Annotated in this window: 18 protein-coding genes and 1 tRNA gene; 9 read left to right on the forward strand and 10 right to left on the reverse strand. The window is 66.8% G+C overall.

All coding sequences use genetic code 11. The features are described from left to right. Positions 1–35 precede the first annotated feature (35 nt). The 5 genes from ACTXG6_RS18645 to aceE all read right to left on the reverse strand — a co-directional run bounded on the left by ACTXG6_RS18645 (position 36) and on the right by aceE (position 6,996). Entirely contained in the window at positions 36–1,034 is a 999-nt protein-coding gene (locus ACTXG6_RS18645) for a beta-ketoacyl-ACP synthase III (RefSeq protein ID WP_445189090.1), read from the reverse strand. Continuing rightward, positions 1,031–1,999 carry an ACP S-malonyltransferase gene (locus ACTXG6_RS18650; RefSeq protein WP_445189091.1) on the reverse strand — a complete coding sequence of 323 codons (969 nt, stop codon included), beginning with the start codon at positions 1,997–1,999 and terminating at the stop codon, positions 1,031–1,033. The genes ACTXG6_RS18645 and ACTXG6_RS18650 overlap by 4 nt, the downstream gene beginning before the upstream one ends. Before the next feature lie 169 nt (positions 2,000–2,168). Next, positions 2,169–3,443: a PucR family transcriptional regulator gene (locus ACTXG6_RS18655; RefSeq protein ID WP_445189092.1), complete on the reverse strand. Its 1,275-nt coding sequence runs from the start codon at positions 3,441–3,443 to the stop codon at positions 2,169–2,171. A gap of 175 nt (positions 3,444–3,618) precedes the next feature. Next, positions 3,619–3,825, reverse strand: a complete 207-nt coding sequence (locus tag ACTXG6_RS18660) for a cold-shock protein (RefSeq protein WP_028922377.1) — start codon at positions 3,823–3,825, stop codon at positions 3,619–3,621. Positions 3,826–4,221: 396 nt separating this feature from the next. Beyond that, on the reverse strand, positions 4,222–6,996 hold the full coding sequence (gene aceE / locus ACTXG6_RS18665) for a pyruvate dehydrogenase (acetyl-transferring), homodimeric type (protein WP_445189093.1): 2,775 nt from the start codon (positions 6,994–6,996) through the stop codon (positions 4,222–4,224). 273 nt (positions 6,997–7,269) lie between these two features. Here aceE and ACTXG6_RS18670 point away from each other — a divergent pair, with 273 nt between their 5' ends. The 3 genes from ACTXG6_RS18670 (at position 7,270) to ACTXG6_RS18680 (ending at position 8,373) form a co-directional block, all read left to right on the forward strand. Beyond that, positions 7,270–7,704: a DUF3052 domain-containing protein gene (locus ACTXG6_RS18670; protein ID WP_445189094.1), complete on the forward strand. Its 435-nt coding sequence runs from the start codon at positions 7,270–7,272 to the stop codon at positions 7,702–7,704. Between the two features lie 74 nt (positions 7,705–7,778). After that, a complete protein-coding gene (locus tag ACTXG6_RS18675; protein ID WP_445189095.1) occupies positions 7,779–8,237 on the forward strand; it encodes a peroxiredoxin in 459 nt (152 codons plus the stop codon). 61 nt (positions 8,238–8,298) lie between these two features. Further along, positions 8,299–8,373, forward strand: a tRNA-Val gene (locus ACTXG6_RS18680). 527 nt (positions 8,374–8,900) lie between these two features. Here ACTXG6_RS18680 and ACTXG6_RS18685 read toward each other — a convergent pair. Genes ACTXG6_RS18685 through ACTXG6_RS18695 form a run of 3 tightly spaced genes read right to left on the reverse strand, consistent with a single transcriptional unit; the run spans position 8,901 to position 10,745 of the window. Next, entirely contained in the window at positions 8,901–9,275 is a 375-nt protein-coding gene (locus tag ACTXG6_RS18685) for a DUF6527 family protein (RefSeq protein ID WP_445189096.1), read from the reverse strand. Continuing rightward, on the reverse strand, positions 9,272–10,492 hold the full coding sequence (locus tag ACTXG6_RS18690; protein WP_445189097.1) for a ThiF family adenylyltransferase: 1,221 nt from the start codon (positions 10,490–10,492) through the stop codon (positions 9,272–9,274). Before ACTXG6_RS18690 ends, ACTXG6_RS18685 begins: the two co-directional genes overlap by 4 nt. Further along, entirely contained in the window at positions 10,467–10,745 is a 279-nt protein-coding gene (locus ACTXG6_RS18695) for a multiubiquitin domain-containing protein (RefSeq protein WP_445189098.1), read from the reverse strand. Before ACTXG6_RS18695 ends, ACTXG6_RS18690 begins: the two co-directional genes overlap by 26 nt. Before the next feature lie 201 nt (positions 10,746–10,946). On the opposite strand from ACTXG6_RS18695, the gene ACTXG6_RS18700 reads away from it, so the two are divergent. Continuing rightward, positions 10,947–11,441: a helix-turn-helix domain-containing protein gene (locus ACTXG6_RS18700; RefSeq protein WP_445189099.1), complete on the forward strand. Its 495-nt coding sequence runs from the start codon at positions 10,947–10,949 to the stop codon at positions 11,439–11,441. Positions 11,442–11,447: 6 nt separating this feature from the next. Continuing rightward, on the forward strand, positions 11,448–12,053 hold the full coding sequence (locus tag ACTXG6_RS18705) for an ImmA/IrrE family metallo-endopeptidase (protein WP_445189100.1): 606 nt from the start codon (positions 11,448–11,450) through the stop codon (positions 12,051–12,053). Positions 12,054–12,998: 945 nt separating this feature from the next. Here ACTXG6_RS18705 and ACTXG6_RS18710 read toward each other — a convergent pair. Next, positions 12,999–13,310 carry a hypothetical protein gene (locus ACTXG6_RS18710; RefSeq protein ID WP_445189101.1) on the reverse strand — a complete coding sequence of 104 codons (312 nt, stop codon included), beginning with the start codon at positions 13,308–13,310 and terminating at the stop codon, positions 12,999–13,001. 564 nt (positions 13,311–13,874) lie between these two features. Between ACTXG6_RS18710 and ACTXG6_RS18715 the strand changes: the two genes are divergently transcribed. From ACTXG6_RS18715 to ACTXG6_RS18730, 4 genes are all read left to right on the forward strand, one after another. Next, positions 13,875–15,230 (forward strand): helix-turn-helix domain-containing protein, encoded by a 1,356-nt coding sequence (locus tag ACTXG6_RS18715; protein WP_445189102.1) that lies wholly within the window; start codon positions 13,875–13,877, stop codon positions 15,228–15,230. Between the two features lie 89 nt (positions 15,231–15,319). Further along, positions 15,320–17,086, forward strand: a complete 1,767-nt coding sequence (locus ACTXG6_RS18720) for a S9 family peptidase (protein ID WP_445189103.1) — start codon at positions 15,320–15,322, stop codon at positions 17,084–17,086. A gap of 551 nt (positions 17,087–17,637) precedes the next feature. Then, the gene (locus tag ACTXG6_RS18725; protein WP_445189104.1) at positions 17,638–17,808 is read left to right on the forward strand and encodes a hypothetical protein; all 171 of its coding nucleotides are present in this window, start codon (positions 17,638–17,640) and stop codon (positions 17,806–17,808) included. A 391-nt stretch (positions 17,809–18,199) separates the two neighbouring features. Beyond that, the gene (locus tag ACTXG6_RS18730; protein ID WP_445189105.1) at positions 18,200–20,500 is read left to right on the forward strand and encodes a hypothetical protein; all 2,301 of its coding nucleotides are present in this window, start codon (positions 18,200–18,202) and stop codon (positions 20,498–20,500) included. A 324-nt stretch (positions 20,501–20,824) separates the two neighbouring features. On the opposite strand, the gene ACTXG6_RS18735 is transcribed toward ACTXG6_RS18730, so the two are convergent. Continuing rightward, positions 20,825–25,003 (reverse strand): hypothetical protein, encoded by a 4,179-nt coding sequence (locus tag ACTXG6_RS18735; RefSeq protein WP_445190359.1) that lies wholly within the window; start codon positions 25,001–25,003, stop codon positions 20,825–20,827. Positions 25,004–25,013: the final 10 nt, after the last annotated feature.

Below are 25,013 nucleotides of genomic sequence, written 5' to 3' on the forward strand. Positions count from 1 at the left end.
GGTGTCGGGAGTGGCGTCGGGGTCGGTCCGGTCGGCTACGGGCAGACCACCACCTGACCGGCGTAGCTGAGGCCTGCACCGAAGCCGACCAGCAGCACGACGTCGCCCCGGGAGATCTCACCAGCCGCCCGCATGTGGTCGATGGCCAGCGGGATGGACGCCGACGAGGTGTTGCCCGAGTGCACGATGTCCTGTGCGACCCGCATGTCCTCCCTGGCACCGGCCTTGCGCAGCCGCCGGGCGACCGCCTCGACGATGCGCAGGTTGGCCTGGTGCGGGACGAACACGTCGATGTCCGCCGGGGTGAGCCCGGCCAGCTCGATGGCGCGCAGTGCGATCGGCGCGATCTGGGTGGTGGCCCAGCGGAAGACGGTCTGGCCCTCCTGGCGGATGCTGCTGCTGGCCTGCTCGATCCGGATCACCTCGTGCATCTCGCCGTCGCTGCCCCAGACCAGCGGGCCGACGCCGATCTCCTCGGCGGTCTCGGCCGGACCGAGCACCGCGGCGCCCGCTCCGTCGGCGAAGATAATGCAGGTGGACCGGTCGTCCCAGTCCAGCCAGTCGGACAGCTTCTCCGCGCCGATCACCAGTACGTTGCGCGACGAGCCGGCCCGGATCAGGTCCGAGGCCATGCCCATCCCGTAGCAGAACCCCGCGCACGCGGCGTTGAGGTCGAACGCGCCCGGCGCCGAGATGCCGATCTTGTGCGCGACCTGGGCGGCCGCGTTGGGGATCGGGTTGGGCATGGTGCAGGTGGCGACCAGCACGGTGTCCACGTCGGCCGGACCGAGCCCGGCGTCGGCGATCGCCTTGGAGCCGGCGTCCGCGGCCATGTCGACCAGCAGGGTGTCCTTGTCGGCGATCCGCCGGCTGACGATGCCGACCCGCTCACGGATCCACTGGTCGTTGGTGTCCACCCGCTTGGCCAGGTCGTCGTTGGTGACGATGTGGTCCGGCTGCGAGCTGCCCCAACCCAGGATGCGGGCGCCGGGTGCGGCCGGGATCAGCCGCAGCGACTTGCCAGCGCGGGTCATGAGGAACCTCCGGTGTGTTCGGCGAGCAGCCCGGCGACCTTGTCGAGATCGTCAGGGCTCTTCAATGGCAGCGTGGCGGTGCCCCGCAGTTCGCGCTTGACCAGCCCGCTGAGGGTGCCGGCCGGCGCCAGTTCGACGACCGCGCCCACCCCGAGGTCGCGCAGTGCGGCCATGCACAGGTCCCAGCGCACCGGCAGCGTCACCTGGGCGACCAGCCGGTCGCGCAGGGCGGCGCCGGAGCCGACCTCGGTGCCGTCGGCGTTGGACAGCATCGGGCGGGACGGGTCGGCGAAGTCCAGCTTGTCGGCGTAGCCGCGCAGGGCCTCCTCGGCGGGCGCCATGAACCGCGTGTGGAACGCGCCGGCCACCGCCAGCGAGATCACCCTGGCCCGCTCCGGGGGGTTGGCGGAGAGCTGCTCCAGCGCCCCGATCGGCCCGGCCGCGACCACCTGGCCCGCGCCGTTCTGGTTGGCCGGGTCCAGGCCGAGCTCGGCCAGCCGGTCGAGCACCTCCTCCGGCTTGCCGCCGAGCACCGCACTCATACCGGTGCTCTCCAGCGCGCAGGCGGCCGCCATCTCCCGGCCACGGACCGCGGCGAGCTCCACGGCGGCGTCGGCGCTGAGCGAACCCGCGATGGCCGCGGCGGCCAGCTCACCGACCGAGTGCCCGGCGGTGGGGCAGCCGGCCAGCGCCAGCTCGCCCGCCTCGTCGCCGCCCAGGGCGGCGAGCAGCTGTTTGTAGGCGAGCAGGGCGGCAGCCACGATCAGGGGCTGGGTGACCGCGGTGTCCTTGATCTCGTCCGCGGTCGCGGTGGTCCCGAGCTGCGCCAGGTCCAACCCGGTGCTTTCGGACCAACGCGCCACGGTCGACGCTGCGTCGGTTTGCTCGGCTCTCGGGCCGGTGAGCCAGGGACCGAGCATTCCGGGTGTCTGAGACCCCTGTCCGGGGGCGAGCACGGCAATCACTCGGCACAGCCAACACTGTCACCGGCTCCCGTGGGGGTGACGACGCATACCAACTCCGCCGGCGCGCTTTGGAGGTTTCCTCCAAACATGACCCTGTTCACACTGGTAATGGCAAAGTGAATTTGTAGGGTCAAGTAGGTATCGCCGCTGCTCAGGATGCGCGTCGGGGTCACTCGGGCGGATTCAGCCGACCCATGATGAGCGCGATCCGGAGTACAAGCGCGTGCCGAGGATCGGTGGGATCGAGGCCGGTGACATCAGACACTCGGCGTAACCGGTAGCGCACCGTATTGGGATGGACGAACAGCGCGCGGGCACAGGACTCGAGTGCGCCCCCGCCGTCGAGGTAGCTGGCCAGTGTGCGGCCGAGCTCGCCGCCGGCCGAGGTCAGCGGCTGTACGACCGAGGTGATCAGCTGCGCCTTCGCCCACGGATCGCCGGCCAGCGCGCGTTCCGGCAGCAGGTCCTCGGCGCGCACCGGCCGGGGCGCGGCGGGCCAGCCGGTCACCGCGCGCAACCCCTGCAGCGCGTCCCGCGCGCTGGCGTGTGCGGCGGCCAGGGTGGGGGCGGTCGGCCCGATGACCACCGGACCGGGGCCGAACGTCTCGGTCAGCCGCTCGGCCGGGCCCAGCCCGGCGGCCCCGTTGCCGACCGCCGGGCCGGACCCAGAGCCGGTGCCCGAGCCGCTCGCGGTCACGGAGGTGCCCGACAGCCCGGGCAGTGCACCGGACAGCAGCGCGACCAGCCGGGCGCCCTGCACGCCCAACAGGACCGAGCGGCCGAGCCGGGTGGCGGTGCGGCGCATCGCGGTCAGCGGCTCGGGCTGGTTCTCCGGCGGCGGGCTGCCGACCAGCACGGTGACCGGCTGCTCGGCGTCCCAACCCAGCGCGGAGGAGCGGGACACCAGCGCGTCGTCCACCTCGCCCCGGACCACCCCGTCGACGATCAGCGCCTCCAGCCGGGCGTCCCAGGCCCCACGGGACTCCGCCGCGCTGGCATACACCGTGGCGGCCGCGAACGCGATCTCCCGGCCGAACCGCAGGATCCCCTCCACCAGCAGCTGGCGTTCCCGGTCGTCGCCGGCCAGCAGCGGAAGTTGATGTTCGAACGTCTCGATGGCGACCCGCACCAGCTCGACTGTCTGGCGCAGGCTGATCCGGCGGGCCAGGTCGCGGGGGGCGTTGCGGAAGGCCTCAGCGGTGAGCCGGATAGTCTCGCCGGGCTCACCGAGCCACGTCGCGAAGTTGGTGACACCGGTCTGGGTCACCAGTAGCACACCGGCCCGCTGGTCAGCGGAGAGCCGGCGGAACCAGGGCAGCCGCTCGGACATGGCGGTGACGCTGGTGATGGCCAGGCTGCCGGAAGCCTGCTCGAGGCGGCGCCGGGTCCGGTCGGACACAGTCGTCCCGGACACCGCGCGCGCCGTTCTCACATCCGGCAGCATGGCACGAAATGCGGCCGTTGGTGGCGAACCATACGGCGGCTCAGGTCGATCTGCGCACCAAAGCGCGACGATTGCCCATGCCATCCCGAGAGGGTGGCCGGGGCCTCGGCGAAATCGGTGCCGGGCCCCGAAGGCAAGCCGACCGGGCCTGCCTCGGGGAGAGGAATGATCGTGGTCAGCCTAGTGGCGTGACCTTGGTTGCCTGGGGGCCTTTCTGGCCCTGCTCAACGTCGAACGAAACGCGCTGCCCCTCATCCAGGGTGCGGTAACCGCTGCTCTGGATGGATGAGTAGTGCACGAATACGTCCGCGCCTCCACCGTCGGGAGCGAGGAAGCCGTAGCCCTTCTCGCTGTTGAACCACTTGACGGTGCCTTCTGCCATTCTTGACTCTCCTCGTACTGAAATTCCGGGCGCTTGCCCCGGATATCGCGCCGACCCGCAGCGTTCCTGACGCGGGCTGGGATGCAATCCCCGGCCGAGTACCCCCCGGACGAGAAAGAGCAACGGCGGCAGAGTACCGCGCCTGGCCCGAATGGGGGAGGGCCTTCGCCAGGTGGGGTGATTGGAGCTGAAGTGCAATGCCTTCGGACTAATCCCGAGTGGGCCCCGCGGCGGTCGCCGAGTCGCCTGCACAGATCCGAATCCGAGGCTCCCGGATCCGGATCTGTGCAGGTCAGCGAGCTAGCGTCGGCCTGGTCCGACATCGCGCACCGGCTCGATAGTCATTCCCCGGGACAATTCCCCGAGGCTCCCGGGCGCGAATAGCCGACGGCCGGCTCAGGCGACTCCCGGATCCGAGGTCTGCGGTGCGGCCGCTTTCGGATCGTCGATGCGGTACTTGCCCGCAGCCGACACCAGGGTGGCCCGGTCCAGTTCGCCCCGATCCACCAGAGCGGCGAGTGCCTGAACCGTGATCGACTCTGCATCCACCGCGAAGTGGCGCCGTGCCGCCGGACGGGTGTCGGAGAGACCGAACCCGTCGGTGCCCAGCGAATAGAAGTCGGCCGGCACCCACGGGCGGATGAGGTCCTGCACCGCGCGCATCCAGTCCGACACCGCGATCACCGGGCCGGCGGTGCCCTCCGGGTCGGCCAGCGCCCGCCTCAGGTACGGCACCCGGGGCTCGGCGTCCGGGTGCAGCAGGTTGTGCTGCTCGCACTCCACGCCGTCGCGGCGCAGCTCGCCCCAGGACGTCACCGACCACACCTCGGCGGACACCGACCAGTGCTCGGCAAGCAGCTCCTGTGCCCGCAGCGCCCACGGCAGGGCGACCCCGGAGGCCAGCAGGCGCACCCGCCGGTCGAACTGCTCCGGCGCGGCCTGGTACCGGTACAGGCCCCGCAGCAGCCCGTCCACGTCCAGGTCCGCCGGCTCCGCGGGCTGCACGTACGGGTCGTTGTAGAGGGCCAGGTAGTAGAAGACGTTCGGGTCGCGACCCGCCCGGGCCTCGTCGTCGCCGTACATCCGGTCCAGCGCGTCGCGCACGATGTGCCCGATCTCGAACGAGAACGCCGGGTCGTACGCCAGCACCGCCGGGTTGGTCGCCGCCAGCAGCAGCGAGTGCCCGTCGTTGTGCTGCAGGCCCTCACCGGTCAGGGTGGTCCGTCCGGCGGTGGCCCCGAGCAGGAAGCCCTTGGCCATCTGGTCGGCGGCGGCCCAGATCCCGTCGCCGGTGCGCTGGAAACCGAACATCGAGTAGAAGATGTACAGCGGGATCATCGGTTCGCCGTGGGTGGCGTACGAGGTGCCGGCCGCGGTGAACGAGGCCACCGAGCCCGCCTCGTTGATGCCCTCGTGCAGCAGCTGGCCCTGCTCGCTCTCCCGGTAGGCCAGCATCAGCTCGGCGTCCACCGAGGTGTACAGCTGGCCGTGCGGGTTGTAGATCTTCTGGGTCGGGAACATCGAGTCCATGCCGAACGTGCGCGCCTCGTCCGGGATGATCGGCACGAACCGGGCGCCGATCTCCTTGTCCTTGATCAGGTCCCGGAGCAGCCGGACGAAGGCCATCGTGGTGGCCACCTCCTGCTTGCCGGAGCCGCGCCGGACCACGTCGTAGACCTTGTCCCCGGGCAGCACCAGAGGCTTGGCCGTCACCTTGCGGTTGGGCACCGCACCGCCGAGCAGCCGGCGCCGCTCCAGCAGGTACTGGATCTCCGGGGAGTCCTTGCCAGGGTGGTAGTACGGCGGCAGGTACGGGTCGCGCTCGAGCTCCGCGTCCGAGACCGGGATGCGCTGGGTGTCCCGGAACGCCTTCAGGTCGTCCAGGGTCAGCTTCTTCATCTGGTGCGTCGCGTTGCGGCCCTCGAAGTGCGAGCCCAGCCCGTAACCCTTGATCGTCTTGGCCAGGATCACGGTCGGCTGGCCGTTGTGTTCCACCGCGGCCGCGTACGCCGCGTGCACCTTGCGGTAGTCGTGGCCGCCCCGCTTGAGGTTCCAGATCTGCTGGTCGGACATGTCCGAGACCAGCGACTTCGTCCGGGGGTCACGGCCGAAGAAGTGGTCCCGGACGTAGCCGCCGTCGTTGGCCTTGTAGGTCTGGTAGTCGCCGTCCGGGGTGGTGTTCATCAGGTTGATCAGGGCGCCGTCCCGGTCGGCGTGCAGCAGCGCGTCCCACTCCCGGCCCCAGATCACCTTGATGACGTTCCAGCCGGCGCCCCGGAAGTAGGACTCCAGCTCCTGGATGATCTTCCCGTTGCCGCGCACCGGCCCGTCCAACCGCTGCAGGTTGCAGTTGATCACGAAGGTCAGGTTGTCCAGGCCCTCGGTGGCGCCCACGTGGATCAGGCCGCGCGACTCCGGCTCGTCCATCTCGCCGTCGCCGAGGAACGCCCAGACGTGCTGCTGGGAGGTGTCCTTGATGCCCCGGTCGTGCAGGTAGCGGTTGAACCGGGCCTGCATGATGGCGTTGAGCGGGCCGAGGCCCATGGAGACCGTGGGGAACTCCCAGAAGCCCGGCATCAGCCGGGGGTGCGGGTAGGACGGCAGCCCGTGGCCCGGCCCGCCGTGCGAGATCTCCTGGCGGAAACCGTCCAGCTGGTCCTCGGTCAGCCGGCCCTCCAGGAACGCCCTGGCGTAGATGCCGGGCGAGGCGTGCCCCTGGATGTAGACCTGGTCGCCGCCGCCGGGGTGGTCCTTGCCCCGGAAGAAGTGGTTGAAGCCGACCTCGTACAGGGTCGACGAGGAGGCGTAGGTGGAGATGTGGCCGCCGACGCCGACGCCGGGGCGCTGGGCCCGGTGCACCATCATCGCGGCGTTCCACCGGATCCACCGCCGGTAGGCCCGCTCGGACTCCTCGTCACCGGGGAACCAGGGCTCCCGCTCGGTCGGGATCGTGTTCACGTAGTCCGTGCTGGTGAGCGCGGGCACCCCGACGTGGCGCTCGCGGGCCCGCTGGAGCAACCGGAGCAACAAATAACGCGCGCGCTGCTGTCCGGACGTGTCGAGCATGCCGTCGAAGGAGTCCAGCCACTCCTCGGTCTCGTCCGGGTCGACGTCGGGCAGGTAAGCCGCCAGCCCGTCGCGGATGACATGGACTCTGTTCTGGCCGGTCACGGGGGTCTCCCTGAGTTATCGGTCCGCCCCGCCGGGGCTGTTCGGTGCTCCGGTGGGGCCTCTGGCGAGGTTGCTAGTTGCCACGGTGAATACCATCGTGCCCCCTGTGGGGGGAACCGCGCAGGGCGGTATCGCACTAATACGTCAAACGATCTCGGTGCGTCCGGTTGCGGTGAGGGGATCGAACGTGTTCGGATTCCGCATCCGAGAAGTGGGCAAACTCGCACGCGGAGATCGCGAGTCGAGCAAAAGAGAAACTGGGAGGGACACATCGTGGTCGCCGCCGCGGGAGACGCCGGCAAGGCCGACATCGCCGGGAGGCTCGGCATTGAACCCGGCATGGTGGTTCAAGAGCTTGGCTGGGACTCAGACGTCGATGACGAGATCCGCAACGCGGTCGAGGAGCGCTGTGGGGATGACCTGGTCGACGAGGACTCCGACGAGGTGGTCGACGTCGTTCTACTCTGGTGGCGGGAGGGCGACGGCGACCTTGCGGATGCACTGGTCGACGCCGGCACCCCGCTGACCGACAGTGGAGTGGTCTGGGTACTGACACCCAAGACGGGTCGCCGAGGTCACGTGGAGCCCAGCGAGATCGCTGAGGCCGCACCGACCGCCGGGCTCTCCCAGACGTCGAACGTCAGCGTCAGCGAGGAGTGGGCTGGTGCAAGGCTGGTGGCGCCGAGGGCGGCCAAGTCCCGGCGCTGACAGTCCGCGACTAGGCTTTCGATGGTCACGTCGATCGACGTGACTTAGTGCTGCGCTGAGGAGGCAGGACGTCCATGGCACCCCAGGTCGGGTCCGAGGCACCCGATTTCACTCTGCGGGACCAGAACAACGAGGAGGTGACGCTGTCCAGTTTCCGGGGCGAGCGGAACGTCCTCGTGGTGTTCTACCCGTTCGCGTTCTCCGGCATCTGCACCGGTGAGCTCTGCGCGGTGCGTGATGACATCGGCAGCTTCCAGAACGACGACGTGCAGGTACTGGCGGTGTCGGTCGATCATCCGTTCGCACTGAAGGCGTGGTCGCAGGCGCAGAACTACGACTTCCCGCTGCTGTCGGACTTCTGGCCGCACGGTGCCGTGGCGAAGGCCTACGACGTGTTCGAGGAGAGCCGGGGGATGTCGGTACGCGGCACGTTCCTGGTCGACAAGTCCGGCATCGTCCAGTTCGCCGAGGTCAACGGGCCCGGTGAGGCGCGCGACCAGGGCGCCTGGAAGAAGGCACTGGCTTCGGTCTGAGCTAACCTCGGTCTCTGACCTGGCCGGTTCGGCCCGGTCAGAGACCGAGACGTCAGGGTCCGGGCGCGTAGCTCAGCGGGAGAGCACTCGGTTTACACCCGAGCGGTCGCAGGTTCGAACCCTGCCGCGCCCACCAGTATTGATGCAGGTCAGTGAGTGTTATCTCTAGATCTTTTGGCAGCCGTGCCATGAACATGCCAGATGCGTTTGACAACGTTCGGCGGGCCGGCACCTGGACCGACCGCTAGCGTCCGGACCGTCACCGGTCGGCCCTCACGAACGATCACTTCCACTTACTGCTCGGTGGACGTATCTGGTTCGAAGGACTCGGAGTGTCCACCGTGGTGCTGGTCGTGTCGGTTGATCTGCGCGATGGCCTGCCCGGTCCATGCCGCCGCGTTGGTGGCCGCGGCCACCAACGCCGTCCGGCGCGAGCTGCCCGCCCGGACCGGTGGCCACCGTCGCCGTGCCTGGTGAACGAGATGGGCTGCTGGACGCAGCGACAATCTCCCCTGTGTGCGCGGCCCGCGGGCCCTACGGGCGCGAATCAGCGTTGATCGGGCCTACGGCACGCGGGCATGATCAGCTGCGGCGGCTGATCCATCGACGCAGTCTCCGGGTGACCGCGACCGCGGCGTGGCCTCGCCTGCCGACGGGCTGTTGCTAGCCCGGGTGAGCGTCGCCTGCCAGTCGGCGCGAGTAGTAGCTTTTGAGGTCTGCAGCGTCGTGTTTGCGGGCGTGGTCGACCTCGAGGGCGCTCCAGCGTCGCGCCCAGATGATCGTGTTGTGCCTGATCCAGTAGTGCGAGCGGCAGGGGCAGTCCCAGTTCCCGACTGAAGGCGTGAGTGAGATGGCGTCGCCGTCGTAATACAGCCGCCACTGCGCGGGGCTCAGCGGCAGCACGACGCGGTGGCCGCAGCCGCAGGGACACAGGTGGGCGGTGGTGGCATAGGTCATCGAGACGTACAGGATCCCGGGCTGGGCCTCGGCCGGGATGAGCTCCACGAACTTGGGCTCGAGGACGTCCGCAGGACTCACGCGGCGGGGTCTTCCTGGACGTGGTCCTCCGCGGTCTGGTCGTGGTTGAGCAGGTGGTTGCCGTCGATGGTGTAGGCGCTGGAGAGCTCGTGCTCGAAGTTCAGGTAGAACCCAAGCGACTTCTTCCACCGGATGACGGCCATCACCGCGTTGAGCATGTTCAGATCCGCGATCTGGATGTTCTGGTCGTAGTCGGCGTCGGCCTCGTCGGCGAAGGAGATCCTGTCGTTGTCCCAGATGTGCTCGGTGTTCCCGGGTAGGCTGGCGGTAGTTCGCACGATCCCGCCGAGGGACTGGCCAGCCTGGTAGATGCCCATGCCAGTGTCTATGAAGGGCACGCCGAAGCTCTGCAGCGCGCGCAGAATCAGCTTCTTCGCAGGCCCGGCGTCGATCGCCACGAACACGAAGTCCAGCTCGCGCAGCTGGTCGATGTTCGACTCGTCAACGTGGACCGGATGGGCGATCACCCGGCGATGCATGGCGTCGTAGATGGTCTGGAAGTGCTCGACCTTGCGGGGCGCCGCGCGCAGCTGCTCGAGCGTGGGCGCCCCGGGGGAGCGAAAGGCGTTGTGGGTCAGCAGCTGGTCGCGGTCGTAGAGCCGGATCTCGCAGACGGGAGTCTTCGCCAGCAGGTCCAGGATGTAGGAGCCGGTTCCCCCGAGCCCGATGATGGCCACCCTGTGCCCGGCCAGCTTCTCGGTGACCATGCCGATCCGGGCCCGGCTGGTGGCGGAGTCGATATAGCGGAACACCGACTCGTCCTCCTCGGCCGGCACGGGCGGGAAGGTCCGGGTGGTCGCGTCCGGGTCGAGGACCTGGGCATAGCCCAGCAGCATGTCCGCGTAGGTGGCCATCTTGGCGTAGTAGTCGGGGTAGGTGGGGTCGGGCTTGTGGGAGAACCCGCATCCGGCGACCAGTCCGCTGCTGAGTTCGATTGGGCCGTCCTGGTGGATGAGCTCGACGAGCCGCTGGCCCTGCGCGTCGCACGGCTGCTCGTCGGGCCGCTCGCCGATGAAGAACACCACGTGGGTGTCCGGAGCCATGGTCTGGTCCCCGGCCAGGGCCAGCGAGGACACCAGCGTGCCGTACGCCACCGTCCGCTCGGCGGTGGCGTACGGCACCCGCACCAGCAGGTGGCCGGCCTGGATGTCCAGGTCGTACCCCTCCTCGCGCAGCCGCAGCAGGTCGGCGCTACGACTTAGAGGTCGGCGTGACATTGAAAACCGTCCCCGACTTCTTGACCTCGACCGACTGGCCCGGGGCCAGGCTGCCCTCGTGCGGCTGCTTGGCCTTGCGGAAAGTCACGGTGAACCGCATCCCGGGCGCGGGCGGCTGCGGGTAGGCCAGGTTCACGACCCGTTCGTAGGTGAGCCGATCGGACTCGACCGTGTGCTGGACGGCGTTGACGACCACCACGAACTCGTGGCTGCGGCGGCCCGCCTCCACGGCGGGCTCGACGTGCACGGACATGGGCACCTCTCACTGTGTCGGTCCTACTAGTGACCGGGCGTGCCGGCCTTGAGAACCACGGTAACATAATCGAAAGGTTATTGTTGTACAAATATCGGTACAAAGCGTATCATTGCAGTTCAGGGCGTTGCGGCTGGCAACACGGGGGCGATCCCTTACGGTGGCGACACGCTGGTGTGACCGGTGGAGGGGAGGGGCGCGTTGGAGGACGTTGTCGACGTTGACGAGCTACGTCGACGTGTCGGGGACTACCGCCGCGAGCGTGGACTGAGCTTGCGCGCGGCCGCGGCGGAGTCGGGCGTCCCGCTCAACACGCTGTCCCGGGTGGAGAAGGGTCAGCTACCGGACCTGCCCAACTTCGGGCGGCTGATGACGTGGGTCGGGCTCGACCCGGCCGCGGTGTTCGGCAACGCCCAGCGTCAGCGGCCGCAGAGCACACCGGACGCGATACGGGCCAGCCTGCACAGCGACCCGCACCTAACCGAGCAGGCCGCGAACCAGATCGCCGAGCTTGTCAGCAACCTCTACGCGAACCTGGCCACCGCGCCGTCGCAGGCGCAGCTGCACCTGCGTGTCACCAAGACCTTCACCCCGCCCGCCGCCCGTCAACTCGGAGACCTCCTCGACGACCTCCAGTCGGCGTTGCTCGCCGACGACGCCATCGGCACCAACTACGGCTGGAGCGAGGAGGACTAGGCGACAGTGCGACGAGGCTTCAAGGCCCAAGCCGAGCGTCATGCCGCCCAGCTACGTGACGCGGTCAACTGCTCGGACCGGGAGACGATGTGCTTGCCCAAGCTCGCGGCACACCTCAAGGTCGAGGTCGTTGCCGGCCATCGCGCGCTCGGTAGCGCCGACCCGTTCTATGCGCTGCACCAAGAGCAGCCCGGGGCCTTCTCGGGGGCTACCTTCCACTTGCCCGACGGCCGGATCGTCGTGGTGTACAACCCCATCGTCTACGAGACGGGAGATCTGCTGAGCGCCCGCGCGGCCCAGACCCACGGGCGGACCCGCAGTGACGTCGCCCACGAGCTGAGCCACCTCGTCCTCGGACACGATCTCCGCGAGATCAAGACCATCGCCGGTCACCCGTTCTTCACCTGCGACCCCGAGCAGGAGCAAGAAGCTAACTGGCTCGCCGGCTGCCTGCTCCTTCCCCGGCCAATGCTGGTGGCCGCGGCACGAAGAGGCGAAGCCGACGATCATGTCGCCGCACAGCACCACGTCACTATCGAGATGGCGCGCTGGCGCATGAGCGTCAGCGGTGCGCGCATGCAGGCCGCCCGCGGCCGTGCTCGACCGGCATAGTTGATGCTGCCTGCGAGCCGCAGGCGGAGGTAGGCAGCCAGGCCATCACAGGCTGGCGCATAGGCACCTCAAGCAGGAGAAGCAGCTTGTCCGCCGCGAAGCGCCGATCTCTTAATCCGCTGCTCGACCATTGCCGAGCTGGCCGCATTTCTTAGTTAAGCGCACCGTGTGCGGCAGTGCGGGCCGGCTTTGCCCTCCCGCACGGCTTGCGCCCCTGTCTCCGGTGCCGGGCGCGGCCGACAGACTAACCAAGGGCGGCGACGGTTAACCCTCGGCTTCGCCGTCTGTCCCGTTCCCAACGTCGGAAGCGCGGCCTGCGCGGCGGGTCGATCAGGTTTTGTCGAGCCAATTGGCGTCGCCGGGGAGGACGTGGTTTCGGGGGTCGGGGTGAGGAATTTGGTGGAATTGACAGCGTTCTTGGGTGTGTTTGAGGTGGACGCGGGGGCCCCCCTTCGCGGGGGTCCACTTCCTCGTATAGCACGCTCGGGTCCCCGGTGAGGTGGACCAGTTCTGCCCCGCAGTCGGGGCAGCGGGACCGGTGGTGCTCGACAGGGGGGGCCATGTGGTGATCGGTCAGGTTAGGTCGGCCACGGTGGTTGCCGGGTGTCGAGCCAGATCGTGTGACAGCTATCTGCCGGTCGTGGTCGTAGCGCCACTCCTGAACCACCGGTGAGCAAGGCACGTCGTCGCGGTGCGCAGGTTCCATGGGCGCGCACCGACCGGCGACGGAGCGTCCTGGGGGGCGGCGGAGTCCATGGGTCGGCCGAGGCCGAACTGCGCCGAGTGCGAGGCACTCGGGTCATCCGCGAACGCGATGGGTGGCTTGGAGCTGGTCGTCAGAAGCATTCCTTTCCTAGGTGTGGTGTCGGGTGGAGGGCCGGTGAAGGGCCAGGAGTGGCTGCACCGGCCGCTCACCGGAGTGAGGTCAGCCCCGGCTGTCCGGAGCTAGCTGCTGGTCGGTGTGGCGTCGATGACGGGGTGTTGTGAACCTGCCCAGCAGCGGCCGACGGTTGTCCAGGGTTCGGGTGGGGTTTGGTCCGGGTGCGGGGCGGCTGCGCCCTGTCCGTGCCAACCGTTGGGGACGCGGACCATGCGCAGGAAGTCGGGATGGTCGCCGTAGAGCACGACCACGCGCACGTCCGGCCCGGGTTCGGGGTCGCGCAGTGGCCGCCAGTGCGGTCGATCTGGTCCGAGCAGTGTGCGGTGGCAGCGGCAGTGGTTCACCTGCCGCACCAGGGCGGCGAATTCGCGGGACATCGTGGGACGGCTCTTTCTGACGTAGAGTGAGTGGATCATGCTCGGAGCCACTCGCGGATGCGGAGTGCGAGCGCGGACCGGAGCGTGTGGCTCGGGCAGGTTGCGGCCGCTCGCTGTTGGTTTAGACGTGCGCAGCGCTGGCACCCTCGGGTGGCCGGCACGCTGATCGGTGCTGGGACAAACCGGGCGCCGCAGAGCGACTCGTAGGTCGCACCGGGGCTGCGCACGGCTGCCGCCGCCTGGTCGAGAGTCACGCAATGCTCGGCGTAGTCGCGGTTGGAGGTCACCCAGATCACCAGCATCGACACTGGTTCTGTGGACGGGTTCGGCGTAACGCCGTGCTGGGTAGGCTGAGTCGATACACGCTCGGACCGTTTTCCTCCGGACTCGGGGGAAGTTGCGTACGGTGACTCGAGGCCGTTGTCGTGGGCGTGTCTGGAGGTTTGGGCGCACTGTCGGCTGGTCAACGCCACTCCCTGCGGTCGGTGGTGGCGACTAGCCAACGGCGGAGTCATATTTGCTCGCAACGATGAGCAAATCGGATCGGCTCGTGGAGGAGAGGGCTTGCCGGATAGAGCCAGCGACGGCGGGGATCGACCACGGCGGCGTGCCGGGCGACCACCGAAGCCACAGGATGGGTCCAGTTCGTTTCTCGCGCGGTTTGGTGTTGAGCTGCGCGGGTTGCGGACACGACGCGAGCTGACCTTGCATCAGCTCGCGGACATGACGGGGTACTCCGGCCAGCACATCGGTGCGGTGGAACGCGGCAGAGTCGTTCCGTCCGAAGCCATGGTTGCCGCCTGCGACGCCGCGCTGCTGGCGAACGGGCGACTGACGGGCATGCTCGCGGCGGTGATCCGCGAACAAGCAGTGATCCGCGACCAAAGTCAGTCCGCCCGTCGCGCCAAGAACACGGCAGGTCGAAACCAGACCAGCGCTCTTTCGGCCGCCGATCGGGAGACTAATTTGGACCTGGATTGGGACCGACTCGGCGCGGTGGGTCGTCGTACCTCTCCGGTCACGCCGGCGGTCGTGGACGACTTGGAACAGATCACTGACCGGCAGCGGCACCTGTACCACGAGTTGTCGTCCGCGGAGATGCTGGTGCACGTGCAAGCCCAACTCGGGCTGCTGACCGCACTGTTGGAAGGCCACCAGCTTTCGTCACTGCGCCGCCGGATCGCGTCCGCCGCTGGCGAGGCGGCCGGGTTCGCCGCGTGGTTGTGGTTCGACCTGGGGGAGAACTTCAACGCCGACCGCGCCTATGTCTACGCCCGCGCCGCGGTGGGAGAGGCCGAGGACTCAGGGCTCGGGGCTTACGTCAAGGGCTACCAAGCTCTAGTGGCCGCTCACACTGACGGTCCCCGAGCGTCGTTGGTTCACCTTGGCGAGGCGAGGGAAACAGCGCCTCGATCTCTGTCCGGGACTACTCGTTCATGGTTGACGATCCTCGAAGCCGAGGCACTCGCCGACACCGGTCAATCAGCGGCGGCCAGGCGAGCCATTGCAGAGGCCTACGACTGCCTGAGCGATCCACGCCCGGAAGGGGCCGATCCCTGGATGTATGACTTCGATCAGAGCAGCCTCGCCGCGCACACCGGCTCGTGTCATCTCGCGCTGGAGCAACCGAAACTGGCCGCTGAAGCCTTCACCAATGCCCTGCGGCTGCTGCCGCCGAGCTGTGACCGGCGAGGAGCGAAGATCCAAATTGGTCTGGCTCGAGCGCAGCTGGCCTGTGGGAATGCAGACGAAGCATTACGGCTGACGACTTCGGCTCTGGACACGTTCGCCCACCGTGGTTCGGTGGCCGGTCTGCGTCGTGTCCGCCAGGTACGCGATGCCTTCGCACGGGCGGGGGTGGGTTCCGCGGTGGATGCGTTGGAGGAACAGGTCCGCTCGCTGCAACGGCCCACTGGATGAACGCACCCTCGGCCGCACCTGAATCGAACGAGCCGAACTCTGAGACGCAGGCAGCGTCACCGTTCGTGCAAGGGCGGCCGGTCGACGCAGTGTCCATCGCGGATGGGCGCGTGTATTGGATCGAAGGGCGCGCGGAGGGCGACATTCTGCTCTTGTGGAGCGCCGGGAGGGTGGCCGAGGCGTTGCCGGCGGGAACGCACGTCGCATCCGAGGTTCATGAATACGGTGGCGGCGCCTACCAGATTCATGACGGTGAGATCTGGTTCGTGCGGGCCGAGGATCAACGGATATGGCGCACCGACCACGGCTCGCTGCGCCCAGTTACTCCCGAGCCGTCGCAGGGGCAATGTCGACACGCGGACCTTCACATCGGTCCCCAGGGACAGTTGGTATGCGTACGGGAACGCCACCACGACGGCGAGGTCCTCAACGAGCTCGTGACGATGCCCGCCGATGGCACGGCAATCCCACAGGTGATCGCGCAAGGCTGGGACTTCTACTCCTCACCCCGCATCTCGCCGGTCGGGACCCAGCTGGCCTGGATCACCTGGAAACCACCGCTTATGCCTTGGGACGGCTCCTGGCTCTGGACCGCCACTATCAGCCCCGACGGCCAACTGGGCCCGCAGACTCTCGTAGCCGGTGGTGTAGAGGAGTCGGTTACTCAACCGTCGTGGAGCCCGGACGGAATCCTGCATTTCTTGTCCGACCGCGATGGCTGGTGGAATCTCTACCGCCACAACGATGGCGCCACTGAACAGGTCGTGACGGTTGAAGCTGAAATGGGGCCGGCTCCGTGGGAGTTCGGCTACACCACCTACCAACTCCTCAGCGACGACCTCGTCGCGGCGATCGTGCAGCAAGGCCCTCGAATCTGGCTGGGGCTCTCGAGCGCTGACCGAGGCACGCCAGCAAGAATCGACCTGCCCTATACCTCGATCAAGCCCTACCTCGCCGCCGAAGACGGTCAACTGGCGATCATCGGCTCCACGCTGACTCAAACTCCCACAGTCGTCCTCGTAGAACACAGCGGCGCACGAGTCCAGGAACTCTCCCAGCTAGGCCGCGCCCTCATCACCAGCTCCAACGCCACACCAGAGCGGCTGCGGTTCCCGACCCGCGACAATTCCTACGCTCACGCCGTGCTCTACCCGGCCGGCCCATCAACACCCGCCGTGTCGGCGATCGCTCCGCTGCTGGTCCGAGCCCATCCCGGCCCCACCTCGAACACCAACCTCCGCCTTGATCCGTGGATCAGCTTCTTCACCGGCCACGGATTCGCCGTGCTCGACGTCGACTACCGCGGCAGCACCGGCTACGGACGGGCCTACCGCAACGCCCTGCGCGGAAACTGGGGCGACCTGGATGTCACCGACTGCGTGGACGCCGTCCGCTACCTCACCGCCAACCGGCGCACCGATCCGGCACGGGTGGCGATCTGCGGTTCGAGCGCTGGCGGCTACACCGCGCTGCGAGCCATCGCCACAACCACCACCTTCGCCGCCGCCGCAGTGCGCCACGCCCTCATCGACCCCGCCACCTGGACAGACTCGGCGCCGAAATTCCAAGCTCATCATGCCGAGCTGCTCATCGGACCGCCCTCTGACCAGACGACCTATGACGAACGTTCCGTGCTCTCGCGCACCGACGCCGTGACCGCACCGGTGTTAATCATCCATGGCGACGCGGACACTGTCACACCTGTCTCTCAAGCCCGAAAGCTCGCCGACATGCTCGGCGAACGCGCCACATTGATCACCTTCGCCAACGAAGGACACGGACTGCGGCACCCCGACCACAGCTCGCAAGCACTCTCCGCCGAACTCGATCACCTACGACGGAACCTGCCGCGGTAGTACAGGACTGATGAGGCCGACCGGGGTCAAGATCGAGGACAGAGCGCGCCGCGCGAACGCCGGAGACACATTCGCATCCGAACGTGTCACCGCGCGGCTCCACAACAGAAATGACGAACAGGAACTCGCCCGACGAGCAGGCCCAGTCGGTGCGAAGGACCCAGCGGCGGCACGTCACCTGGCTCAGCTGCTCGCTCAACGTAACGACGATTCGGCACTGCTGGAACGCGCGACCGCAGGCGATGAGTACAGCCGCCGACAGTTACCCGTGGTGCTCGCACGCCTTGGGAACACGGCCGAACCGGCGGAACTCGCCGTCGACACGGGCGATGTCGGCGTTCAGGGACTTCTCGCCGAGCTCCTCGGCTCGCAGAACAACCTCGACGAACTGACCCGCCGCGCTGAGAACAAGCGGCAGCGTCGGTACTGGCCCGGAAACTTTTCGAGATCGGCGGCCACGAAGCGCTCGCCCGGCGAGCCGACGATAAGCAAGACGCGTTCGCCGGATGGGACTCGCCGCACGCCTGTACCAGGAGGGGAACGAGGCCGAGTTGACCAAGCACAGCGCGGAGGGCGACCCCCTCGCGGCAGAATGGCTGGCCCGGCTCCTCGGTGACGGCGGCGACGAGGCCAGGTTGGCCGACGAGGCCAGCGCCGGCAACCCTAACGCCGGCAGGGTCCTGGAGACGCTGCGCACGATCCGTAGGCCCACCTCCTCCTAGCATGAGATTCAGCGGGCACGATCGGCCTGTGCCCAAACAGCGCCGCCTTGAGACCCACTGATGATGGGAACCGAGGCCCAGCATCCCGAGCTGCGCTCGGATACTCGCTGAGCGTGTCGGGTCTCCTGAGTCGGAGCCAGTAGTGAGCCCACAGTCGGCCGGTGGGGAACCGGCGGTTGATCGGCGGACAGTTGGATGCTCGATCACGCCAAGTTCGGCCTACCGCTCCTTTCTGTTGTCACATTGCCATCGCATGTCCAGTCCGGACTCGGCGGCAAACATGTTCGTGCCCCCGATTTCTCGGTGCAGCCGACTAGCGTGGCCGTAGCTCAGCTACCTGGCCGACCTGCCAGCGTGGCCGCAGCGGGAGCGTCGCTATCCTGGAGGTCGCGTGGCAGGCACGTTGTCGTTTCGGCTAACAGTCGATCATGTCTACCAGCGGCGATTTGACACCACGGCGCTGGCTGAGGCGCTTGGGTCAAGTCACTGGTATCTGCTCACCCGGCGTCCCACTGTCAGGATCGTTCCGGGCTCAGCTCGCCTTGATGATCAAATATTGACTATCGACGTTGTCACAAGAGATCACCCCGGTGCCGCACGAAACATCCACAGCCTGGGCTACGACTTCAAGCAAGCCGGAGCTAGAAACTTTCGCTTGCACAATGACGGCGCATATTTCTCCATGCGAATGGGTGACGAACTGATTCATGGCGATGCCTGGGCTCTAGCCTCATTTCTGTCCGGCGCCGACCCAACGTTCGCTAGGCAGGAAGTCCTCTACGTAGGGGAATCTTTCGGCGATGGCGGCTCAAGTAACTCGTGGAAACGCACACGGCAACATGAGAAGCTGCAGCGAGTATACGAAGATCACGTCGACGCCGACTGTGAGATCTTCGTTGCTCCACTCTCTCTCGACCGCAGTTCCTGGTCAACCGACGACCACATACCCGACACCGAGCAGGGCCCAGACCTCGAGGCTTACTACCAGACTTTTTTCGACTGGGACGGCAAGCTACTCAAGCCAACAGTCGACCTCATCGAGCACAGCCTGATAGCGTACTTCGTCCCACCTTACAACGAAAAGCTCACACGCTGGCAATCTAGCGACCCAACTGAGGTCATGCGCAAGATGCGATCAGCGGGTTTCCGACTCCTTCATGTTCACTTGAGCGGATGGTACGGCCTCGCGCGATTCTACTCTGAGCGCGAGCCAAGTCTGGTTCGCAGTCATTCAGTTTCATTCGATCTCCCACCCAAGATCGATACAATCGAGATGCGACGCCTCCGCGACAAGAAGGGGGTGCATGATTTCGGCATAGCGTCTGCTTTGGTGAACGAAGGGCGAGAGTTCTTCGCCAACCTTGCCGAAGAAACAGGCGTGACCTTGAAAGTATTTGGCTCCGAGGCGCCCGCAGTACGTCGCCCACCAGGAGCCGATCTGTCCGATTTGCTGGCGTCAACTCGAGTACTGTACCGCCGTCGATCAAAGAAGCTTCATCGAAAGATTCGCGAAACTATCAACTCCGAACGGGAGCGGGCAAGAAAAGCTCAGGAACCGGAAAACTACTCTGGCAAACCGAGCTACTCCCCTTCGACAGGTTCGATCGATGTCGCCCGCCACGAGGACGGAACAATAGCGCGACTTAGCCTTCACGATCCAGAGACTGGATCATTAGACTCGACCCTAATCTTCGGTAATCCGAAAATGGGGAAGTCCAACCTTCTAACGTTAGTTATGCTTGAGGCGATCATGACGGGAACGTTTTATATTGTTCCCTCGGATCCCCTCGATCGCAACCAGTTCAAGACCCGATGGCGCGAGGCGTGTGATCCTGATTGGATCGCCACCAGCGTCGAGCACACGCTTCACAACCTTGACTCGGCACGCCGAATCATCGACGTGCGACTCACTAAAGGGATCTACACGGTTCCGTCTAAAGAAGTCCCTGCCATCCTCTTTCCGGTCGATGACGCCGACGTGATCCTGCATAATCCGCACGGGGCGGCAGTTGTCAGTGACATCTTGGCCCGCGGCGGACCTGCTGGTGTCGGGCTAGTCCTCGTCGTCTCCGATATTGACGCCGTGAAGTCAAATCCAACCTTGATGCGCGACCTCATGACTTGCGCGAATAAATCAAGCTTTATGCCGAACGGGTACTACGTGCTGGCGGATCTGGCCGCCCGTTTCGGTCCGGAGCGCGGCGAAACGTGGCACGACGACGCCCTATCGCTTGTGCTGTACGAGGATTCTAACAACGCTGTACTAGGTTTCCTGACAGGCATCGCCGATGCGAGCCTCACCGCCGACCAGGCGAAGTCCACCCTGACGACGGCTCTGGAATCAAACCAAATCACACCAATTATGGAGTGGGAGATGGTCGACGACGATCCGGAGTCGTGGTCCAACTTCGACATAAACGCGACTCGCTGGCTTCTGCGGCACCACGAAGATGCGTGGGTGCTGATCCGAATGATCTCGAATAGTGGACACGGGTCGGCGCAAGGACCTGAGATGTTCGAATGGGCGAAAAGCGTAATTGACTACCGTTACAGTGCCACGCTCACCCCTTGGAAGCTTGGACCATCGGTGCGCGGTACTAGGATTTCCGTGTTTTACGCCGACATTATTGGACCTGTGGTTAGCAAAGATACGTCAGAGTCCGACAAGCGGGCGATGATGCGGCTACATTGAGATAACCGGCCACAGAGTGCGGACGCGCCTCGCGCACGACCACCACTGTTCAACCGTCTCATCTGGCATTGCAACGTGCGGTCGGCCAACCTCGGAGCGCGCGGAAGGCTGCCATGTCTTGGCACGGTCTAAGAGGCCCGAGACACGGGGACCTGACTCTTATCACTTAGTGCACTTCACAGCACCAGACAAGTCGAAACGCGAACGGCAGGACGACGACGCGAACGATCCAATGGTCCAATGGTTGGTCAATCCCTCCGTCGGAGCGCCCAAACACCGTTCCCGGACGACCACTGGCCTCTGGAATTCGCGTCGGTCGCACGCTCAGGCGGTGCTGGCTGGGATGCGGTCCCAGCCGGGTGCGGCGGTCTGCATGCTTACGCCGGGGGTCCAGGACCGCACCTGAGAGCGTTCCAACCTCCCCGGGTGGCTGCCTCCACCGCCGGAGCCTCCGAATGCGTCCTTGCCGGTGTTCTCGACCCAGATGAGCGACTTCCTCTCGGCGGTGAGCCACTGTTCGAGCCAGTCTGCGTCGGCGAGGAGTTCGTTCTGGCCGGCGTTGACCGTGTGCCGAACGGTCACGACGAGTTGGCCGGTGTGGTCGGTCCAGCCGTTGCGCCCGTTCCAGTGGAGCTCGCCGGGAGCGAGCCCGAAGAACTCGGGGGCGGGCATGTCGAGGGAGATGGTCTTCTGGTCCTCGGGGGCGTAGCCGTACTCGCCGAGGAGGTGCCAGGCGGCGGGCTGGGTGGGGACGGAGAGTGGCTCGGTCCGTTCGTGGCGCATCACGTGGAGGTCCGCTCCGTGGTGGTGGCCGAAGGGGAATTCGCCGACGTACCCGCGGGACATCTCGGGGTTGCGGGCGACGGGCTCGCCGAGGAGATCGCGTCCTTCGAGTTCGCTGATGGCGGTAGCGAGATCTTGGGTCGCGACCAGACAGGTGCGGAGGTGGGTCCAAATGCGCCGGGTGTGCTTCGTGGTGTCGGAGTCGTTGTTCCAGTCGTAGGTGCCAGACAGCACGATGTGGGGGCGGCTGTCGAAGTCGGCTTCGTTGACTGCGATGTTTGGGAGGTCGGTATCGTCGGCGACCCACTCGACGTCGGTCTTCGCGACGGGGCGCGCCCAGTCGTAGCCGGGTACCCATGGGCGTGGGGTCGGGTCGGCGGGGGCGAACTCGACAAAGGTCGGGTCGACCTGCCGGGAGATGTCGGTGTGCGGGCCTGGCACGGCGGGCGCCGGCGGGTCCCAGCTGTTGGGGGTTTTGGGGGCGTGGTCGGAGACGATGCCGATGAGGCGGTTCAGCGCTATCCACTGGTACTTCTTGCCGATGCGTTCAATCCATGCGGGCTTGGACCGGCCAATGCCGAACTTGTCGACGACGTACCGGTCGAAGGGCGCGTGGAGTTGAGGTTGGTACCCGAGGCGGATGACTTCGGCGACGACCCACCGCGCGGCGGCGGGGAGATCAATGCCGGGGCGGTCCCGGAGTTCGGGGCTGAGCTGGTATTTGAAGAAGTCGTCGCCGGTGGCCGAGAAGACCAGCTTCGGGTAGCTGTCGGTGTCATACGCGGCGATGTCTGTGTCGGTGGGCCAGGTGAGAGGCCAGTCGCTGGTGTACGGCGGCCGGAACTGGTCGACGGTGACGCCGGCGGGGAGGGCTCCGCGGTCGTTGGCGGCTTCGAAGATGCTGCGGGCGGCGTCACGCACGGCGGCGTTCGGAGTAACCGCCGACGGCACGGAAAAGATGTTGTTCCACACCACCTCGGCCGCGGCAGCGAAATCCTTTTGGGCGCCGTTCGCAAGGAGAGCCGCGTACGCGATCTCGCACGCTCGTTCGACGACCCACTCGTCGTCAACCACCGTGAACCGGTCCAGCAGCCGTTCCGCCTGGCCCGGGTGGCGGGTCAGGAGGCGGACGGCGGCGATGGTTGCCGGGTCGCGTACGCGGCGGTCGCTGGCACTGGTGGCCCACAGGAGCGCGGTCACCCACAGGCGAGTGGTTTGTTCACCGACCTGGTCCAGCGGCTTCTCCCTGGCCCACCGGATGAGCCGGTCGACAGCTCCGCTGGTGCCGTGGGTGAAGTGGAACCAGCTGAGCAGAAACGAGTCGCGGGCACCCATGTTCAGGCCGGTGAGTATCTCGTGGAGGTAGTCGGCGTTCAGGGGGTGGTCGGGGCGGGCGGCGAGACGGAACAGTGTCGTCAACGCGTCGGAGTGCACGTCGGCCTGGTGGAGCGCTTCGACGATGACGTCGCGGGTAGCGTCGGTGATTGAGGTCCCGTTGCGCCATCCGGTTCCGGCGATGACCGCTGCGGCGATGGCGTCGTCGTCACCGATTTCAGCGCGGAACTCGGTGAGTTCGAGCCCGAACCGTTCCGCGACCACGACGGACGTTGCTTCGAGAAGGCCCAGGTCGATCGTGCCGCCGAGGCCGATGACCCTGCCGAGGCGACCGCCGAGCTCGGCGGTGATGCCGGCGGCGTCGGTGACCTCGGACAGGGCGTCGGAGACGATGAGGTGGTGTCCGAGGCGTTCGAACGTGATGGCGATGATGTCTGCGCCGTGGGGGCTGCCGTCGGGGACGACGTCCTCTTCGACGAGCCCTTGGGCGATGAGCGCGTCGAGAAGTGACTTCTCGACGCTCTGGACGGACCAGATCGGTGCCAGCTGGGCTTGGGCCAGGGCACGAGTCAGCCACGGATCGTCGCCGCCGCCGGCGATGGCTGAGGCGAGGGCGTGCATGGCCTGGTGGACGACGCGGTCGGACGGTGAGGCGTCGATCCGGTCGCTGACGATGTTGTTTGCATTGTCGAGGACCATCTGGGTCAGCTCGTCGAGGCCCATGGTGGCTTGGTCGAGGGAGAACCGGTTGTTGTTCTTGAGAGCTTCGCAGACCAGGCGCAGGTACAGCGGGTTGTCGAACTCGCCATGGATGGGCGGCGACGTCGGCGGTTCGAGGCTGTAGAACGCGGCGTACTCGCTGACCGCTTCGAACTCGACCCCTTCGAACCCGGTGTGCTCGAACCGCGGCAGGGTGAGCCCGGGTGGGAGAACCTGGCCGACGTAGTGCGTGCGGGCGGTGAGGAGAAGCCGGACGTTCGGGTATCGGCCCACTGTGGTGATGAGCCGTTCGAGGTTGTCACGCCACGTGGACCGTGGGCGGGTGTCGTTGAGCGCGTCGATGACGATGAGGGTCGGGACGCCTGCGACGCGGGCGCTCTCGTCGAGGAGGGCGATGGCCTCCTCACCGGTGAGGTCGGACGGCATCTTGAGCACGTCGCGTAGGTGGGTCAGCGGGTCGCGGTCGGTGAACCAGCGGCCGTGCATCATAACGCTGGGGCGGTCCTGGCCGAGGCGCCGGACGACCGCGTCGATGGCGAGGTAGGTCTTGCCGATGCCGGCGGCACCAGTCATGAGCGCGACCTGGGCGGCAGCGAGCCGACCGACCGGGCTGATGAGAAGTCCGGTGGCGTCAGCGAGCTTCGCGCCGAGCTCGCGCAGGGTGTCGACGGCTGCCGCGGGGAACGACAGCAGGTACTCGGCTTGGAACTGCCGCCAGCTCTGGGTGTCCCAGTTGCCGCCGTTGGGGTACTTGGCGTCCATCGCTGCGACTTCGACAGCTTCTTGGTCGCTGACGATGTTCGAGGCCTCGTCGAGTGCTTGAGCGAGGTCGTCGAGTCCGGTGGTCGTGCGCGAGGTGTGCCAGACGGCTAGCCTGTCAGTGACCTTGGTGGCGGCGTCGACGGCTGTGTCCAGGTCTGCGGCGAGCACTTCGTTTTTGGCGCTGCGCATGCGGCGGGCGGAGTCGTTGACCTTATCGATCTGGTCGCTGACTACCGCCCACCACTCGTCGTCGGAGCAGAGTGCTGCGATGGACCTGGCGGCCGGCACCTCGACGTTCAACTCGGGCATGTACCGGGGCCGGGCAGCGTCCATCGCCTCCTGCAGCCTGTCTTTCCACCACTGGGCGGCGAGGACGTCGGCGTCGAACCAGTACCGGCGCTGGATGCCGTTGCTGTCGAGGCGTTCGAGACGGGTGACGATGTTTGTCGCCCACTCGAACTCGAACTTCACCGTAATGCCGCGCACGGTGGCCATGAATTTCCAGCCCTCGAGCCAGCCTCCCGGGTCGTTGATCTTCTCCAGGAGTGACTTGCCTCGGCCTCCGGTGGGGCCAGTCGGATCAGCAGGGATGGCGATCGTGTACTTGGTCAGGTTCGGATGCTGCTCCAGGACAGCCTTGACGGACTTGTCGAGCTGGGCCTTGTCGACGTCGGCGTGGGTCGTCCAGTACTTGGCCTGCCAGCCGTGCTCGGTGCCGTCGGGCAGCGTCCAGTAACACTCGACGCCGCCGTCACCGCCCGCTCCATGCAGCGAGACGAACTTGGCGTCGGCGGTGGGCGGCTCCTGTGCCACCTGTCGGCAGATGAACTGCTCGTACCCGTCGCGTTGCCCGCCGGGGCCGAGTGACCGAATCCGCGTGAACTCGATATCGGGGATGTTCACGGGCGTGTCC

The sequence above is a fragment of the Pseudonocardia sp. Cha107L01 genome (genome assembly GCF_052566575.1).